General features: G+C 55.2%; 15 protein-coding genes. 9 read left to right on the top strand and 6 right to left on the bottom strand.

The features are described 5' to 3' along the window. Nucleotides 1-38: 38 nt before the first annotated feature. The 5 genes from LH400_RS06150 to LH400_RS06130 form a co-directional block, all read right to left on the bottom strand. Nucleotides 39-1,022 carry a hypothetical protein gene (locus LH400_RS06150; protein WP_229151796.1) on the bottom strand — a complete coding sequence of 328 codons (984 nt, stop codon included), beginning with the start codon at nucleotides 1,020-1,022 and terminating at the stop codon, nucleotides 39-41. A gap of 296 nt (nucleotides 1,023-1,318) precedes the next feature. Continuing rightward, on the bottom strand, nucleotides 1,319-2,350 hold the full coding sequence (locus LH400_RS06145; RefSeq protein ID WP_229151795.1) for a hypothetical protein: 1,032 nt from the start codon (nucleotides 2,348-2,350) through the stop codon (nucleotides 1,319-1,321). A gap of 46 nt (nucleotides 2,351-2,396) precedes the next feature. Then, entirely contained in the window at nucleotides 2,397-3,194 is a 798-nt protein-coding gene (locus LH400_RS06140) for a hypothetical protein (protein WP_229151794.1), read from the bottom strand. 816 nt (nucleotides 3,195-4,010) lie between these two features. Then, the gene (locus tag LH400_RS06135; RefSeq protein WP_229151793.1) at nucleotides 4,011-4,526 is read right to left on the bottom strand and encodes a hypothetical protein; all 516 of its coding nucleotides are present in this window, start codon (nucleotides 4,524-4,526) and stop codon (nucleotides 4,011-4,013) included. Nucleotides 4,527-4,771: 245 nt separating this feature from the next. After that, entirely contained in the window at nucleotides 4,772-5,338 is a 567-nt protein-coding gene (locus LH400_RS06130; protein ID WP_229151792.1) for a tyrosine-type recombinase/integrase, read from the bottom strand. 301 nt (nucleotides 5,339-5,639) lie between these two features. Between LH400_RS06130 and LH400_RS06125 the strand changes: the two genes are divergently transcribed. From LH400_RS06125 to LH400_RS06085, 9 genes are all read left to right on the top strand, one after another. After that, complete coding sequence (locus tag LH400_RS06125; protein WP_229151791.1) at nucleotides 5,640-6,857, top strand: ABC transporter substrate-binding protein; 1,218 nt, start codon at nucleotides 5,640-5,642, stop codon at nucleotides 6,855-6,857. Continuing rightward, the gene (locus LH400_RS06120) at nucleotides 6,857-7,855 is read left to right on the top strand and encodes an alpha/beta fold hydrolase (RefSeq protein ID WP_229151790.1); all 999 of its coding nucleotides are present in this window, start codon (nucleotides 6,857-6,859) and stop codon (nucleotides 7,853-7,855) included. The genes LH400_RS06125 and LH400_RS06120 overlap by 1 nt, the downstream gene beginning before the upstream one ends. 605 nt (nucleotides 7,856-8,460) lie before the next feature. Beyond that, nucleotides 8,461-9,285, top strand: a complete 825-nt coding sequence (locus tag LH400_RS06115; RefSeq protein WP_229151789.1) for an ABC transporter permease — start codon at nucleotides 8,461-8,463, stop codon at nucleotides 9,283-9,285. 5 nt (nucleotides 9,286-9,290) lie between these two features. Next, the gene (locus LH400_RS06110; RefSeq protein ID WP_229151788.1) at nucleotides 9,291-10,352 is read left to right on the top strand and encodes an ABC transporter substrate-binding protein; all 1,062 of its coding nucleotides are present in this window, start codon (nucleotides 9,291-9,293) and stop codon (nucleotides 10,350-10,352) included. A gap of 26 nt (nucleotides 10,353-10,378) precedes the next feature. Continuing rightward, nucleotides 10,379-11,209 carry an ABC transporter ATP-binding protein gene (locus tag LH400_RS06105; RefSeq protein WP_229151787.1) on the top strand — a complete coding sequence of 277 codons (831 nt, stop codon included), beginning with the start codon at nucleotides 10,379-10,381 and terminating at the stop codon, nucleotides 11,207-11,209. After that, complete coding sequence (locus LH400_RS06100; RefSeq protein WP_255616849.1) at nucleotides 11,206-12,150, top strand: carbohydrate kinase family protein; 945 nt, start codon at nucleotides 11,206-11,208, stop codon at nucleotides 12,148-12,150. The genes LH400_RS06105 and LH400_RS06100 overlap by 4 nt, the downstream gene beginning before the upstream one ends. Before the next feature lie 18 nt (nucleotides 12,151-12,168). Further along, entirely contained in the window at nucleotides 12,169-13,053 is an 885-nt protein-coding gene (locus LH400_RS06095) for a hypothetical protein (RefSeq protein WP_229151785.1), read from the top strand. A 34-nt stretch (nucleotides 13,054-13,087) separates the two neighbouring features. Continuing rightward, nucleotides 13,088-13,891 (top strand): DeoR/GlpR family DNA-binding transcription regulator, encoded by an 804-nt coding sequence (locus tag LH400_RS06090; protein WP_255616848.1) that lies wholly within the window; start codon nucleotides 13,088-13,090, stop codon nucleotides 13,889-13,891. Nucleotides 13,892-14,260: 369 nt separating this feature from the next. Beyond that, the gene (locus LH400_RS06085) at nucleotides 14,261-15,181 is read left to right on the top strand and encodes an NAD(P)-dependent oxidoreductase (protein WP_229151783.1); all 921 of its coding nucleotides are present in this window, start codon (nucleotides 14,261-14,263) and stop codon (nucleotides 15,179-15,181) included. 447 nt (nucleotides 15,182-15,628) lie between these two features. Here the strand turns inward: LH400_RS06085 and LH400_RS06080 are convergent, their stop codons facing one another. Next, nucleotides 15,629-16,441, bottom strand: coding sequence for an IS5 family transposase (locus tag LH400_RS06080; protein ID WP_229151782.1), 813 nt, complete (start codon nucleotides 16,439-16,441; stop codon nucleotides 15,629-15,631). Nucleotides 16,442-16,540: the final 99 nt, after the last annotated feature.

Here is a 16,540-nt window from a genome sequence, read left to right as displayed (position 1 = left end):
AAAGCGTTGAAATTTCTTGACTATCGGGTGCTATGAGATCAGCGGCCGAGGCCGCCACGATCGTAGATCATGGTCGTGTTGCTGCTCCTGCTGCCGAGATGGTCGAGCAGTGCAGCATTCCGGTCAATCAACGTGGCCGGTCGTTCCGAGCGAAAGATCTCTCTGATGACTTGGGTCATTTCGACGAGGTCGCCGGGGAGCCAGCTCACAGCGTCGCCTTCGAAAAGGCGCAGGCGCCGGTTAGCTTCGGCGATGGCGGCGCAAAGAACCCAGACGTTGTGGGCGGCGAGCAGGACATGGGAATAGGCGTCCCATGTCGTTTGTCGATGACCGCGCCTGACATTGAGATCACCGAGCGTGAGCCTGTCCGCGAACGGGCTGCTGCATGGCCAAGGCATATCCGATCCCACATAGTCTTCGCCATGCGGCATTGGCATAACCGGCACGTGGAGCTTCTGTCGCGTGAGCGACGCGCCGCCGAGCGCCTTTTTGTACTGGCCGGCTAGCAGGAATGGGGTAGCGTTGTCGAATGAGACCAGCACGTCCTCGGCGAGGGTTTCGCGAAGACCGTCCTGCACGGCTGTGAGGGCCAAAGCGACCTCAGGATGCCCGGTCCCTAGGGTATGCAAACGGGCGCCGGGGGCGATAAGGCCATCGTCGCGGAGCTTGATCAAGATGGGAAGCTGCGAAGCAAAGCGAAGGCGCATCGCACCCGCCATAGCCCAACCAGTAAGGGCTCTGTCGCCGTATAATCGCCGGTCGTTGAACCCCTTGACCGCCTCAAACCATTCGAGCAGTTCCTGAGGAGAGCGTCCCTGCGACACGTTCAGGAGGCGCGTCTTTCCTGGGATACGATTTCGGATAGCATAGTGGGCGCTCTGGATTGTAAACTCCAAACAATCCCGCATCGAATTGAATTCGCTGCCTGATCGACCGATCGCGGATGTCGGTGCATCGAGAATACATGCCGCTTCGAATTCTTCGGAATAACGAAGCAGCTCACGCCGGAGGTTCTCGGTCAACCTAAGCTTGCCGCCGGAAATCTGATATCCGCCGCTGTCAGCGACACCCTGGCATCTAATACGATCGCGTTCTGAGACCATGCATCTGCGAGGGTTCAGGCCGTGCGGTGCGGATTGCAGAAAGTTTGGTAGTGTTAGAAGTCCCGTTCCGCTAAGAAGGTTGAGATCGTCTAACGCGATGCGCCCCTCGGTGCGTCGGACGTCAGCGTGCGAGCAGACGAACGCCGAATACCAAGGCTGCAGTGCAGGGCGATAGACGGCGCCCGTATGCGAAAGGGGAGGGGTATAAGCGAGGGTCACTGGCCACCCTCCGGGGCACCTTCGCTGCCTCCGCCGGATGCATCTGAATTAATTAGAATTTTGAGGAGGCCGAGTGCGTCGCTATGAGACTGGATCGGGCCTCTGAGGCGGAACATTGTACCCGCACGCTGAGCAACCAGCAGAAAGACCTTTCCTCTTGCAAGCTTCGTCAGAGGAATGGAAACGGTAGCGAGTGGGGGAAACCTCTCAACATCCCCGGAGTTGCACGCTTCCTCTGACGGTGTCTGATCCTCAGAGGGCGCTGCGCCGGTAGACACGGAAACGCGCCCAGGAGTGCCATAGTTGGCAGCTGCCCCATTCGCGACGGCGACATCGTCGCTCGTAGTAGTCTCCGCGACAGACTGAGCGTCGATCTCAGCATCGGCTGCTAATGCGTTCGCATCGGGTGATGAAGGCTCAGCTCGGGCGGGTTGTTCTGCGATCGCACACAGCTTGGTCCTCGACATTGACCGGACAAACGCGAAGATCGTGTCGGCATTTCCGATTGTCGGCGACATACCGTGCTCGTCGCACAGCCGCTCCAATCCGACCATTGCTAGCGCGCAACGCGAGATCCGATACTTGTCGGCTTGCGGATTGTTATGCGTTGCACTGAGAAGGCGCAGAACGGCGGCATTGATCGCCCGCCTTTCGGTTTTGGCATTCTGCGCGGGCACCAAGCCAGCCTCATCAAGCAGCGTCTCGAGATATCCGGGGACTGCGGACGCTTCGGCCTTGAATACGGTGGCTCTGACGAGATGCCGCAGGTCCGTCTCACGTCTGGTGACTTCTTGCGCATGTACAGAGAGCCTGTCTCTGCGCCTAATATAGGCGTGCAGCGCATTCAGGGCGGCTTCTGTGATCCTTCCGCTGACTGGAGCCTCAAGTCCTTCCCATAAGGAGGTGGCGTCTAACTCGTCCAGCAGCTCCCGAAACGCGTCCGAAGGACGGAATGCGGCATCCCCACTATCGATCGAACCGCTCTTTCCTGGTTTGCCTCGACTGCATTCGCCATGATCGTCACTCAATGCATTTTCCCATCGCTTGGTCTCGATAGGAACAATGTATCTCCCGTCAGAAGGTCAGCCGACGGGCTGCGAGTTCTCGAAAACTCTTTTGAATCAGTAGCTTAGTCGGAGCGTCCGATTTTGCGCAAACAGTCGCCCGCTGATAAGCCTCGCAGAATGTCGCAAAATAGGCGGCTATTTCCTGCCGGAGCTTGGATTCTGTCACGAACGCGTCGGCAGACGAAGAAGTGCGCCTCGCTGCTGCGATGCAGGTGGCAAGAACCAAGGCACGGTGAGCATGGGCGGCCGCTCTTGTGTCTTCTTCCTCCTTCGTGGCGCCAAATTTCTCAAAGCCTTCCGTCAGCTCGTCGGGCGTCAGTCCGGTCAGTGACTTCCAAAGGGCATCAAGGTTCCATAATGCTTGAAACAGATCATCGATGATCCATTTCCCTCGGTGACGTTCGACTTTCCACTGGCCGATACTGAGGCTAGGCCGCCGAACGTTCTTTGTTCGGCCGAGGTAGCGCTCGGTATTGGAGGGGAATGTATAGGCACGCAGGATGTTGAACCGCTTTCCAGCAGTAAGCGCTGAAATATAACGCCGCGTTTCGGGGCAGGTCCGTCCGGTCACGAAGATTTTGGCGTCCTCATCTGCCTGCCGCTGCAATCGGTCAATGAGGAGCTGGCGCTGCGCTTGCGTGAGTGGCTTCGCGTCAAGCATTGCGTCATAATCCAAAGGCTTTGGATGAGCTAATCTATATAGGACGCGCTTTCCCGGCGTGTCGAGCTTGACCCTATTCGGCAACTTTTTATCTTCCATGGCCGCTGCGAAGAGTGGCCACGCATGGTCGATCAGCTTCCGCATCGAGGCGTGCCGGTGCCAGCAGTCTTCACGGCGAAGCCGATGGCGCATCAATCGAGCCCTTGCCAAAGTGGGATTGTTAATTTGGGAGAATGCGCGAGGGTTTGACATCGGAAAAACCTGTTCAGACTGCAGAGGCATGCGAAGGGCTTTAACTTAGAGCGGTGAAATTATCTTAAACGGTGAGTAGCGCCGAGCAACCGCCCAGCTACTGTGAAGCCGCGGTTCGAGCGCATTCCGTCACGGGGAACAGAGCGCAGTCTGCGAAGGACAGATGGTGGCAGCCGCGCAAGATGTATTTTTATTCTATTATGCATAATCCAATAATATTAGTAGAAGAAATGTGGTCGATTTTTTTATTTTCCGTTGGGTAGGTAAAGGGACGGCTCTATGTGAGGCGTCTTCTGGTATTCGATGGATGAATGGTGAGGGATTTTAAAAATGCGACGCGCGTACTGTTGTTGGCAGCCGCGTGCCCCGTAGTGGCGACGTTGCAATCTGCAACGTCGTCCGACCGCGTCGTCAACCTTACCGAAAGGAATGCATGCTGACGATCGTGTAGCCCCGTGTCGCGGATTCGAACGGCGCGCAAAAAGGGAGCGTTCACGTCTGTTCTGCGAGGCGACCCATTTGTCGGGCTAGAGAATGACGGGGCCGGATGACGATAGGCAGATGCGCCTCCGCCACGACGGTCACGGCAGTGATGCACCTATGAGGACTGGCGAGGCGTCGGGGTCGTGCCGACACCGACGACCGTCTGCATCTTGGCCTGAGGGGCGAAACAGCAGGCCAGCCAGCAATTTTTGTGAGGAATGTCCGCTATTTTCGTGTCAGCATCCGCATCTCGTCAGCGGAGAGGAGCCATTGGCTAAAGTCGTTCGATGATTTTACCTTAATTGCATCATCAAAACTCGTGATTAATATTCCTGAATATGATGCGTCGATAAGCTCAAAATTCTTTTTCAGCGCCGCCCGGAAAAATAATATGTCATAATGAGGACCAATCAGACCGCGCACGCATTCAGCAAAATCATCGATATAATACTCAAATATTAAATGAAACAAATTAATTGCTTCTTGGGGCCGTTGGTATTTAAATTCTTCCATGAGCAAGCGAGCTCTAAGCAGTTCTCGGGAAGCGAAGGCATGCCGGATGTTGGATCGAATTTCCTCCCGGATGGTAGTGGTAGGAAGGTGTGAGCTGAAGCGCTGACATATTAAATCAAAAGTTATGATTTCGTCTCCCATACTCGCAAATGTGAGCTCACTAAATTTAAATAGCAAATCGTCAAATTTGCTGTATTCGTGGTCAGGGAATTCTGTACCTATCAGCATATGTCACCTTAAAGATCAATGGAAATTGACATGATTATATTTAATTAAATGAATAATTTTGATATGTCGACAGAATTTTTTGGTATCTCGTAAATTAAAAGCTACACGCAAATTATAGATGATAGAGATGTAGTGCTTATATAAATTTCCGCCCTACAGAAGGGATGGGACTTGGATAGCCGGTTTTCCGAACCTTCGTTCCATAGTCGACGTGGCTAGTGCAACGAAAAGGATTGCTTCTGAGTCTATAGTATCTCCACGGCCGCGCGCATCATGTCGTCATTCACGTCGATGTAGCGTTGGGTCGTGCCGAGATTCTTGTGACCCGCAAGCTGCATGATGACCTTCGCCGAAACGCCGGCGTGAGCGAGGCGGGTAATGAACCAGCGACGGCCACTGTGACTGGTCGCTCCATCGAGGCCGGCCTCGCGGTAAAGCTGCCCCATCAGCTGACACAGCGTGTTCGCACTAAAGGCTGAGCGCTTCTGCGTAATGAGCAGCGGCGTAAGGGGAGGGCCGGACACCCCCGCGCCAAAAAAGCGTTCGATTTCGCGGCGCAGCCGTTCATTAAGGAAGACGACTCTGGCATGCCCGCCCTTAGTGATCTCGCCCTTGAGGCGGAGCTGATCGCGTACGGCGCCGTCACGATCGACGACGTCCTCGACCCTCAAAGCGGCGATCTCTCCAACGCGAAGACCCGCCTGATAGGAAAGCATGAAGGCAAGGCGGTTGCGCGCGGAGTGTCTTCCCTGCGCGACCACCGCCATCAGCCGCTTGAATTCCGCATCCGTCGGAACGCGCGCCTGTTTCATCGAACCTCACAAAAGCCAGCCATTGCCGGCTTTCATGATGTATCCACTGAGCGTTTACCGCGACCGAAATGCCAGCGCGGGTGGAATGTCAGCAGGATCAGCGGCTTATGCCCGGTCCCACGTAAAACCTCACAATATGCATGTTCTATTAGATTCGCCGTCTGGGGAGGTTCCGCATCTACGATAAGGGCGTCTTCGCGTTCTTGTGTGTTCGAAGCCATTGGAGCATTCTGTGACGCTAAGCGGGACCACCTACAGCCTTTGACGGTAGGGGATCTAAAAGAAAATTAGGGAGGGGGACATGTCACGGTCGATTCTCGGTGGAGCAATCTCCGCCTTCGCGCTGCTTGCGCTCGCGGGCGCAGCCGCAGCCCAGGTAAGCGACGACACGGTCAAGATCGGTGTCCTGACGGACATGTCGGGGGTGACGGCGGATGCCACCGGGCAAGGATCCGTTACCGCCGCCAGGATGGCCGTTCATGAATTCGGCGACACGGTGCTCGGCAAGCCGATCGAAGTCGTCTTCGCGGATCACCAGCACAAGCCGGATGTCGGACTTCCCATCGCGCGGGAATGGTACGACGAGGATGGCGTGGACGTCGTCGTGGACGTACCGAACTCCAGCGTGGCGCTCGCGGTCCAAAGCCTCGCCAAGGAAAAGAAGAAGCTCGTTCTGTTTTCCAGCGCCGGTACCACCGCGCTGACGAACGAACAGTGTTCGCCCTATGGCTTCCATTGGACCTACGACACCTACGGCCTGTCGCACGGAACCGCCTCGGCGGTCGCCAAATCCGGCGGCGACACCTGGTTCATCGTCGCATCCGACTATGCGTTCGGCCATCAACTCCAGAAGGACGTCACCGACGTCGTCGAGGCAAACGGCGGAAAAGTGCTGGGAGCGGTGCGACATCCGCTCAACACCAGCGACTTCGCCTCCTATCTGCTTCAGGCGCAGGCCTCCGGCGCGAAGGTGGTGGCGCTCGCCAATGCCGGTGGCGACACCACTAACGCCTTGAAGCAGGCCGCCGAGTTCGGCCTGACGCAGGGCGGGCAGAGCCTCGCCGCGATGCTGCTGTTTGTCACCGACATCCACGGCCTGGGGCTCGAGAACACTCAGGGAACCTATCTGACCACCGGCTCCTATTGGGACATGAACGACAAGACGCGGGCGTGGTCGGAGAAGTTCGCCGCCCAGATGAACGGCGCGAAGCCATCCATGCTGCAGGCCGGCGTCTATGGGAGCGTGCTTCACTACCTGAAAGCGGTGAAGAAGGCCGGGACGGACGACGCCGACAAGGTCGCCGCCGCAATGCGGGAGATGCCGATCAACGATGCCTTCACCGAGAATGCCCACATCCGAGAGGACGGCCATGTCATCCGCGACATGTACCTTGCCAAGGTGAAGTCGCCAGACGCTTCGAAGGGACCTTGGGATCTCTTGGAGATCGTTCACAAGATCCCGGCTGATCAGGTCGTTTGGCCGTTGTCCGAGAGCAAGTGCCCGCTCGTTCAACGGTGATGGCCGAGTCCGTTCGAATTGCCCGGATGGGCAGCTTTTATGCCGGCGGCAGACAGGTCCGGATCGAGGGGGAGCCGGTCCGCGATATTGCCTTCACGCGAACGGCCTCTCTCACCTATGACCCGAACGGCCTCTATCACTTCGAACAAGCCTACGTTCAGTACTTCGTCCCGGAGACGCTCGTCTCGCCGCTGCCGCTGGTGCTTCTCCACGGGGGCGGGTTTACAGGGGCGATGTGGGAGACGACGCCAGACGGCCGACCCGGCTGGCTCCAGATCTTCCTTGAACTGGGCTTCGCCGTCTATGTGGTGGACAATGTCGAGCGCGGTCGCGCGGGATGGTGCCCTTTCCCGCAGGTCTGGCCAGGCGAGCCGATCATCAGGACTGCCGAAGAGGTGTGGAGCCTCTTCAGGTTCGGAAGTGCTGCAAACTTTAGTAGCCGCGAGCCATTTCCGGAGCTGCAGTTCCCGGTGAGCGCGCTCGACGAACTGATCAAAGGCTGCGTTCCGCGCTGGCAGACGAACAATGATGCGGCAGTCGAGACTTTCAGGTCTGTACTCGATCAGGTCGGGAAGTGCGTTGTGGTCACGCATAGCCACGGTGGAGAAATCGCTTTTCGTGCGGCTGAGCAGTGTCCCGAACTAGTTCCGAAGATCATTGCAGTTGAGCCCTCTGGGTTCGCTCAACGCCTAGGCGCCTACAAGGGCCGTGACGTCCTAATCCTGATGGGCGATTTTCTCGAAGCGACTCCATTGTGGATTCAGCTCACAAATAAAGTTCAGGATTTTTCTCGGCTTCTCGAAGATGCGGGGTGTGCGGTCGATCTGCTGTTTTTGAAAGACTTAAATATTCGTGGCAACTCGCACATGATGATGATGGACACTAATAATCAGTGGATAGCCGAAACCGTAGCGAAGTGGATCAGGAGAGAGGAAGATACACAAGGGAAATATTCTAAGCGCAGACACAGCACTACGGTCGCCCGGCCGGTGGAATGAACCCAATTCGCCAAACAATCGGCGGTTGGGTTCAGGCACTGAGGAGGATGAACTCCCAAGGGGAGCGGAACTTAAGGCCCGAGAGCGGACCGATCTCGCATGGTTTACGATCCAGGCGGGCACAGCGGCGAGGACCGAGGCAGACAGGGTATGATAGTGACGCGAACATAGTCGCGCTCGAACGTCTTTCCGAAGAACTCCAACATGCCCTTCGACGCCCGGCTGCGCACCGGGGAGAAAATTTCCGTGGCGCCGAGGATGGCCGTCGCGTCGCCTGCAGGGAGGCAATGTAAGCGTTCCCATTGTCGGACAACCAATCGACTGGATGCGGCGTCCTGGTGCCGCCGAAGCGCCGTTCGACAGCGTCGAACATCCGGTCGCTCACAAATTCTGTTCTAGTCATAACATTCACACCACGCTCCCGAACGCATAGGATAAAGCACGTTCACTCGGACTTCTCCGAGAGTCCCGCGCATACGCTACTGATGACCATAACCAAGCCAGAACGAACATCACCGAAGGCTCGAGCAAAAATGTTTGACTTAGAACAAAATATGTGAAAACGATGACACTCGCGACCATGTCTACAGTCTGGAGGAGGACCAATGGCAGTGGAGGTCGAAACGACAGATGGGCGCCGTACGCCCAGTTTGGGTGAACTCCGTATCTGGACCATCTGCGTGAACAGCTTGGTACCTATCGGGGCGTTCACCGCGGTTGTGGTCTTCTGGGCATTCTCCGTGCGTTATTTCGAGGTGCCCAAGTATCTTCTGCCGGGCCCCGGCGATATCATTGTGAGGTTGATCGAAACGCGGGAACCTCTTTGGCGGAACGGCCTCATAACGTTACAGGAGATATTCTATGGTTTTTTTCTGACGGTCGCCTCCGCAATCCCGCTCGGATTGCTAATTGCGTTGTCACCATTAGCTCGACGGGTAATTTATCCAATATTAGTGTTTCTTCAGCTGGTGCCGAAGATCGCCATCGCCCCACTTTTCATTGTATGGGTAGGGTTTGGGATGGAATCAAAGGTGTTGCTGACGGTGATGATGACCTTCTTCCCGCTGCTACTAGCAAGTATTGCTGGTTTTCAGACGCTGGATCCCCGTTTATTGTATTTGACTCGCTCAATGGGCGCTAGCGCCTGGCAAACCTTCAGAAATCTACGGCTGCCCGCTGCGCTGCCTATCGTTTTCTCCGGTCTCAAAGCCTCAGCGACAATTGCCGCGACCGCAGCGATTGTGGCAGAATTTGTTGGGGCCAACCAAGGACTTGGATATTACTTGCTTCAGGCAACATCGAATCTTGATACGACGCTCGTATTCGCCATTCTCGCGGTCTTGACCATAATTGGTTTGTCCTTGAACCTTCTGGTCGAACTGGCGGAGTACCTGATGACGCCTTGGCGTCGCAGTCAGCGAGAGAACTGAAAAAAATGAACAAATTCCGGGAGAAAACGATGGGTATGTTTGAATACAAGCAAGGATTAATGGCGTTCTCTGCTGCCCTGTCGGGAGCGGCGATGCTAGTGTCTACGTGTATAGCGGGGGCCCAAGAGCAAACGACCATTAACTTCATGATGAACTCGCCTGCTGCAGGATACAACTCCGGATTCGAGCTAGCGAAAGTTCGGGGCTATTACGAAGCCGAAGGGCTCAATGTTAACATCGAACCAGGCAACGGTTCGGCGGTTGCAGCTCAGCTCGTAGCTGCGGGACGTTACGATATAGCATTTGCCGACGCTGCTGCGGTCATGAATCTCGTTAAGGATGGCGCGCCTATCACGATCGTCGCGACTATTTTGCAAAGTAGCCCTAATCAAATTACCTTTCTTGCGGACTCAGGTGCGACCAAACCTACGGATATGAAGGGTAAGCGCGTCGCTATTCCCAATGGTTATTCGCAAGCAGCGATGTTTCCGCTTGTACTTGACCACATAGGCCTCACAGAGGACGACATAAACCTCATCAACATGCCCGCGGAATCGATGGTCGCATCTTTGTTGCAGGGGCAAGTAGATGTCATACTAGGGTCTATTGATAACTTCGGCGTTCTATTGAAGAAGCAGGGTGCAAAAACCGTAGACTTCTTATACAGCGACTATGGCGCTCCCGCTGTGTCGACAGGTGTAATCGTCCGGACGCCATACCTCCAGGAAAATCCTGATGTCGTGAGGGCATTCTTACGCGCTAGTCTTAAGGGGTGGAGCGATGCTATTGATGATAACGAAGCAGCACTGGCCGCGATGAGCGAAGTGTTTCCCGATGCCAATCGTGAGCTAGCTCCAGGGCAACTCGATGCTACTGAAGTTCTGATGTGTTCTAACGGCGCTCATTTCGTGGGGAAGGCTACGCAGGAGGCGTGGACGGGGACGATAAAGACACTTTCGGCGATTGGAATTCTGCCGTCTGATAAGCCTGCTAGCGAGTATTATTCTTACGAATACTTGCCAGAAGAATCCAAGTTGCGCAAATGCCCTTTAGGCGCTGCAGGCTGAAATCGCTGAAGTCGGAGGTTCTGGCAATGCTTCACGCCAATTCAGAAGGTTTAGCACCAGGCTCTGATGTCGTCGCAGTCAATGGCGGCATAGGGATCGACATCATTGGTGTGGATAAAATCTTCGGTGCAAGTGGCGCAAACGGCTTCAGAGCCCTCTCACCGATATCGCTCGGCATCAACGCTGGCGAATTCGTATCCGTGGTGGGGCCGAGCGGATGTGGGAAGAGCACATTGATGCTTATGGTCGCTGGTTTGATGAAGCCCACCAATGGACAAGTGAAGATCGAGGGGAGCGGCCTTACGGGGCCGCTCACTGAGATTGGAATAGTCTTTCAGGATCACTTGCTCTTAGATTTCCGTACAGCCGAAGCCAACGTTCTTCTGCAAGGGGAAATCCGTAAGCTGTCAATGGGGCCGGTGAGGAAACGCGCGGCAGAGCTCTTTGAAAGCCTTGGTCTACAAGCGTCAGCGGACAAGTATCCTAATCAATTATCGGGCGGTATGCGTCAGCGAGTGTCACTCGCGCGGGCTCTCGTGCACAATCCGCCGTTACTTCTGATGGATGAGCCGTTTGGTGCTCTGGACGCGTTGACGCGGCTACAGGTGCGTCGCGATCTAGAAACCCTCTGGCTGCAGCAACGCCCCACTGTCCTGTTTATCACGCATAGTGTTGAAGAGGCTGTTGGTTTGTCAGATAGAGTAATAGTAATGGGGCCTTCGCCTGGGGGGGTCGTGGAGGAGATACCTATTCAGCTGAAACGCCCGCGGCCCTTGGCGTTCGGCGAATCCCCTGAACTCAGAGATTACGCAAACCGCATCTATGCTCATTTTGAACGGCTGGGGGTATTGCATTGATCGTAGATGGTCGCGAGCCCGGACGCCCACATGTTAGGGAGGTAATTTGTGTCGGTTCTGCGAAGCAGGATTGTTTGGTCCGTATCGGGCATCAACTTTCTGAGGACGAACGTGTTGTTACCGATCGCATTGTAACGGCGGCTGGCGGCAATGCGAATACGGCGGCTGCGACAGTCGCGCGAATGGGTGTGCGAGTGGCTATTTGCACAACGATCGGCAATGATGCCGCAGGTAATTTTGTTTTGGCGAAAATGAGGGAGTGTGGCGTCGGGACGGAGTATGTTTCGCGGCGCGGTGACCTTGAAACCCCTCAGAGTATAAATATTGCAAATAGTGATAGCAACACGCGCTCGATCATCACAGTCCGGGCGCTTCCGTTCGAAACGGCTGAAGCGTTTAGCGCGTCTCCAAGCTGGTTTCATTTTGACGCCGAGGGGTTCAAGGCGTCGCAGAGAATGATCAACCTCAAGAGACTAGCGGGTCGTGTTAGCGTAGATGCCGGAATTTCGATTGGGACTGATGATCTTAGGGGAATAGATCTTTACGCGCCAACTCGGGAGGCTTTGATTCACACCTTCGGAGGGCCACTGGGCAAGGCCATGCTCGCCGCGCGAGAGGCAGGTGCCGGTGATGTTGTGGTCACTCTCGGAGAGGGAGGGGCAGCGTTTCTCGAAGGTGATCAGGTCGTTCGTATACCAGCGCATCAGGTTGAAGTAGTTAGTACGCTTGGCGCGGGGGATGTCTTCCACGGTGCGCTGGTAGCAAGCTTAACCCGTGAGCACTCGTTGGCATCGGCGGTCCACACTGCCTCAGTTTGCGCAGCTCTTTCATGCAGGGCGCTAGATGGGCAGTCTGCGATCCCGGATATGGAAACACTTATGAGTGAAGTAACTCGCTCGCGACGGGTCATTGAACCCAATTCGCGTGAGATATTCAATTAAACATCGAGGAAATGTGACATGGCGACGTACAACGATGAAAGAAGCGCGGTTGATGCACTTTGTGTAGACGGCCTTATGACGATGCTTGCGATCGATCAGCGCGGCTCAATGCGAACGATACTGGCAGCGGGACGCAGTGAAGATGCGGTATCGGACGCGGATGTAAGCGATTTCAAGAAAACCGCGGTCGATGTTCTAGCGCCAATGGCGTCTGGAGTGCTTTTAGACCTGGAGTTCGGACAGTCGGCGATTGCCGCACTTCCCAGGCAGACCCCACTGATCCTTTCGGCCGATCTATTCGACCAACCGCGAGGCCAGGCAGTTCAGGGATCGAGGCTGGATCCTGATGTTACAGAAGAAGCGATCCAGAAGAGTGGTGCTTCCGCGATCAAGTTCTTATCGATCTGGAAAAGCGGTGTGGATGTTCATTCACGGTCGGAAAATGTTTCGAAATTCGTGAAATTAGCACGCGACGCTGGCGTTGTGTCGCTTTTGGAGGCGATTGTTCGCCAGCCGGACGGATCTGGGTTTGATGACCCGGAAGCCCATGGCGATGCTGTCCTCGCTGCAGCTGATGAATTAGCGGCCTTCGGTCCTGATGTCTATAAGGCCGAGGTGCCCGCGTACAGAAAGGGAGATCTCTCTCGTGTTGAAGCTTTCTCCAAACGCTTGAGTGAGCGCTTGACAATCCCGTGGGTTGTTCTGTCAAGCGGCGTGGATGCAAGTGATTTCCCAGAAGCGGTCCGACTTGCTGTCTCTGGTGGGGCCAGCGGGTTTCTATGCGGTCGTGCTATCTGGGCAGATGCAGCTAGAAGCGATAATCCGCATGCGCAAATAACGGAGCTTAGCATCGGTCGATTTGCGAAGCTCATCGAGAGCGCAAAGGCCGGACGCCACGCGTAATGGCGGAGCAGATCGAAGCGGCTGAAGGCGAGTAATGTCAACAGAAGTTCCCAAGAGTTCTGATCTCAAATACGTTTCAGCCCCAAGCCGGCGTCAAACGTTAATGAGCATGATTGAGGATGTTGGGTTCTGCACGATAACGGAGCTCGCCGCAGCGCTCAAAGTGTCGGAGATGACCGTTAGGCGCGACGTTACTAAGCTCGCGGCTGGTAATTCGGCAATTCGTGTTGTTCACGGTGGGGTCAGTTCAGTCCCAGTAACATTATCGAATGGAACGGATTATGAGTTGCGTGCACGAGCGTTCCCAGCTGCTAAAGCCGCGGTGGCCACCGCCGCTGCTAGGCTTGTTGTTCCAGGATCGACAATTGCATTGGACTCAGGAACAACAGCGGTTAAAATAGCCGAGGCGCTTCCGACCGATTGCGAGCTAAACGTTGTGACGCAATCATTGGCAGTTGCAAATGCGCTAATACGAAAAGACAACATCGACCTGACGATTATCGGCGGAACTCTGGTGCGCTCGCTGCAAGCTTGTGTCGGTCCGAGCGCCATAAACGCGATCGCTGGGATCAGAATTGATACATTTTACCTTTCAGCAACCTCTATCGATCGGAGGGGAGTGCTTGCCGGAAACGATTATGACGCGGCGACGAAGCGCGAGCTAATTGAGGCATCAGATTCAGTAGTCTTAGTGTCGGATTCGAGCAAGTTTAATATAAGTTCGCGGTTTCGGGTCTGCCCACTAGAAAGGATAGGTACGCTCGTAACAGACTCAAACTTAGCGGATGAATATCGGCTGATGATTGAGAGTGTGGGCATCACAGTTGTGATCGCCTAGGAGTAAAAGGCATGGGTAACAGTCTGTTTATTCGGAAAAACGTAAAGCCGGAAAATCCGCTGTTTCTAAATACGCGCCCCGACCGCTACTGACCAAAGCGACGATCCGCATTTGCCGATCAAGCCTTACTTAAGATGTATCGCGCACATTTCAACATGACGATCGTTTTTTCATTTCTACATATATGCGAGTACGCCGAACATTATATTGTTATGCAAAAGCGCGGGAGAGCGCGCATGTGAAGTGTTCGTCCAGGGAAATGCTACGGCGTCCGTTCTGATTAACATGTATAAGACCATCATTGGTAGAGGTGCTATGAGTCTTCTTCTACCAAAAAACGCTTTGTTATAAACGCAAGGATGTAAGTGAATGGTGTACTCAGGTCAAGAGAAAGTTGGGTTCATCGGTGTTGGTTTGATGGGGCATGGCATCGCGAAAAACATTGTCGAGAATGGATACCAGCTCTTTGTTCTGGCGCATCGAAACCGCGCACCGGTAGATGACTTGGTTTCACGGGGTGCGACGGAGGTGGCTTCAGTGACGGAGATGGCAAAGATATGTCGTATTGTTTTCATATGCGTGTCTAATTCTGTGGTGGTCGAAGAGATTGTCAGAGGGGAGGGTGGTCTTGCTTACGGCTTAGCGCGTGGAAGTGTGATTATTGATTGCTCGACGTCTGACCCAAATTCTACGATTTCATTATATACGGAGTTGGCGTCAAAGGGCATCGAGCTAGTTGATGCTCCGTTGGGTCGAACACCCAAAGAAGCGTGGAATGGTACGCTGGATACTATGGTTGGCGCTTCCGACGAAGTGTTTGTCCGTATAAGACCCTTGCTCGACACTTGGGCGGAGCGTATTATTCACGTTGGAGGGGTGGGTTACGGTCGTAGAATGAAATTAATCAATAATTTCCTTGCTCTTGGCTTCGGCGCATTGATCGCGGAAGCCGTAGTTTTGGCCCAAAAGGTCGGAATAACATCTGAGCAGTTTGACAGGGTTATCCGCGGCGGTCGGCTCGATTGTGGGTTCTATCGAACCTTTATTGAATTTACGTTGAATGGAGATCGTGAGGCTCACAAGTTTACACTAAGTAACGGCCTGAAAGACTTGACTTATCTCGAAGCTATGTCTAATGCCGCAGGTGTTGCAAATCCAGTCGGTAACGCTGCTAAGAACGCCTTTACGGTGGCTGTAGCTGGTGGTGGATCGGGTGCAGAGGATTATGTGCCCATGCTTCCAATTTACACGGGACTAGCAAGCGGGGTCGATATGACGCCTCGTTCGTAAATGGTCCGCTGAATAATAAGGCGAGTAGAAGCATATTCTGGGGGATTTTTTGAAAGCCAAGAAGGCAAATGAATGGAGCCTGAAGGGCTACCACTCTGTCGGTAGCGGGTGCAGGCTTCGTTTTGTCTGTCCTTAGTCGTTCGAATCGATGTTTTACAACTCGGCTAAGCGCTGCCACTCACATTGAGGCACGATGAGAAACCGCGAGGTTCTACGTCAATCCCGCGGTAACTTCCGTTGTCGCCGATGCCACCGTGTCGATCTTACATTTAGTTCGTCACGCAAAGCGTTCAGTAGACACGCTTGCCAGTGTCATTTTGCGCCTGAGCCGGCAGATCGTTTACGCTCCTCGGCAGCTCTAATCTTACGTGGTGTCGTGACCTACCTCGTCTGACGTGCTGGTCGTTAGCGGGCAGCGTAAGTAAGGCTGAGAGTCTGTCCGGGAATTCATGAGGCCCGTCCGAGCCGTCGCACGAGGATCATGATGGAGGCGGCGTAGAGGAAGGCGGTTGCGGAGGCGATCGTGGCTTCGGGATCCTTCCAGAGGCGCCGGTTGCGACTGATCCAGGCGAAGAAGCGTTCGGCGACCCAGCGCCGAGGGTGAACGGCGAAGCCGACCTGGTCGGGCGGCTTTCGCACGATCTCCACGTCGATTAGGCAGGCGTTCTGTGGTCGATCGCCGGAATAACCCATATCGGCGAAGGCCTTCTCGACGAACGGGTAGGATTTGCGGGAGACCCGCAGGACAGGAACGGCGCCGTCACGATCCTGGATGTCGGCAGGCTGCGGATCGATGATGAGGGCTCGTCCATCCGTATCGACCAGCGCCTGACGTTTGCGCCCGGCGACCTTCTTACCGGCGTCGTATCCTTTCGGCCCGCCGCTCTCGGTCGTCTTTACGCTCTGGCTGTCGATGACGGCGGCGCTCGGCGAGGCCGCGCGTCCGACCCGTTCGCGATCGGCCATGACCAGACGATGATTGATGCTGGCAAAGACGCCGCCGTCGCGCCAGCGGCTGAAGTGATCGAAGACCGTGCTCTTGGGCGGCAGATCCTTGGGAATCAGCCGCCAGGGCACTCCGCCCCGCAGGACGTAGAAGATCGCATTGACGATCTCGCGTATCGACCACTTCCGTGGCCGTCCCGTCCCGCTCGAACGCGGCAGCATTGGTTCCAGAATTTCCCATTCCGCGTCCGTCAGGTCCGTTTCGTAGCGCAGGTGTTGGCGGTGATGCTGCGCACGAGTGGTCGGGGTCCACATGGCTCTTCCAGATCAGGCTTAGACACCCTCTGGATTCACGGCCATCCCGGCCATTCAACCCTTTCCGGACGGGCTCTGGGTCGTGACCACTGGACGCGA

This window comes from Jiella soli (assembly GCF_020615385.1).
In the GTDB taxonomy this organism is placed as follows: domain Bacteria; phylum Pseudomonadota; class Alphaproteobacteria; order Rhizobiales; family Rhizobiaceae; genus VKMB-3413.
The sequence above is the reverse complement of the archived record's forward strand: the minus strand, read 5'-3'. Positions and strand labels throughout refer to the sequence as shown.

Bases quoted from the DNA above. Each gene is read 5' to 3' on its own strand.
- LH400_RS06140 (WP_229151794.1), bottom strand. From the start codon at position 3,194: ATGCGGAAGCTGATCGACCATGCGTGGCCACTCTTCGCAGCGGCCATG.
- LH400_RS06135 (WP_229151793.1), bottom strand. From the start codon at position 4,526: ATGCTGATAGGTACAGAATTCCCTGACCACGAATACAGCAAATTTGAC.
- LH400_RS06130 (WP_229151792.1), bottom strand. From the start codon at position 5,338: ATGAAACAGGCGCGCGTTCCGACGGATGCGGAATTCAAGCGGCTGATG.
- LH400_RS06125 (WP_229151791.1), top strand. From the start codon at position 5,640: ATGTCACGGTCGATTCTCGGTGGAGCAATCTCCGCCTTCGCGCTGCTT.
- LH400_RS06120 (WP_229151790.1), top strand. From the start codon at position 6,857: ATGGCCGAGTCCGTTCGAATTGCCCGGATGGGCAGCTTTTATGCCGGC.
- LH400_RS06115 (WP_229151789.1), top strand. From the start codon at position 8,461: ATGGCAGTGGAGGTCGAAACGACAGATGGGCGCCGTACGCCCAGTTTG.
- LH400_RS06110 (WP_229151788.1), top strand. From the start codon at position 9,291: ATGAACAAATTCCGGGAGAAAACGATGGGTATGTTTGAATACAAGCAA.
- LH400_RS06105 (WP_229151787.1), top strand. From the start codon at position 10,379: ATGCTTCACGCCAATTCAGAAGGTTTAGCACCAGGCTCTGATGTCGTC.
- LH400_RS06095 (WP_229151785.1), top strand. From the start codon at position 12,169: ATGGCGACGTACAACGATGAAAGAAGCGCGGTTGATGCACTTTGTGTA.
- LH400_RS06090 (WP_255616848.1), top strand. From the start codon at position 13,088: ATGTCAACAGAAGTTCCCAAGAGTTCTGATCTCAAATACGTTTCAGCC.
- LH400_RS06085 (WP_229151783.1), top strand. From the start codon at position 14,261: ATGGTGTACTCAGGTCAAGAGAAAGTTGGGTTCATCGGTGTTGGTTTG.
- LH400_RS06080 (WP_229151782.1), bottom strand. From the start codon at position 16,441: ATGTGGACCCCGACCACTCGTGCGCAGCATCACCGCCAACACCTGCGC.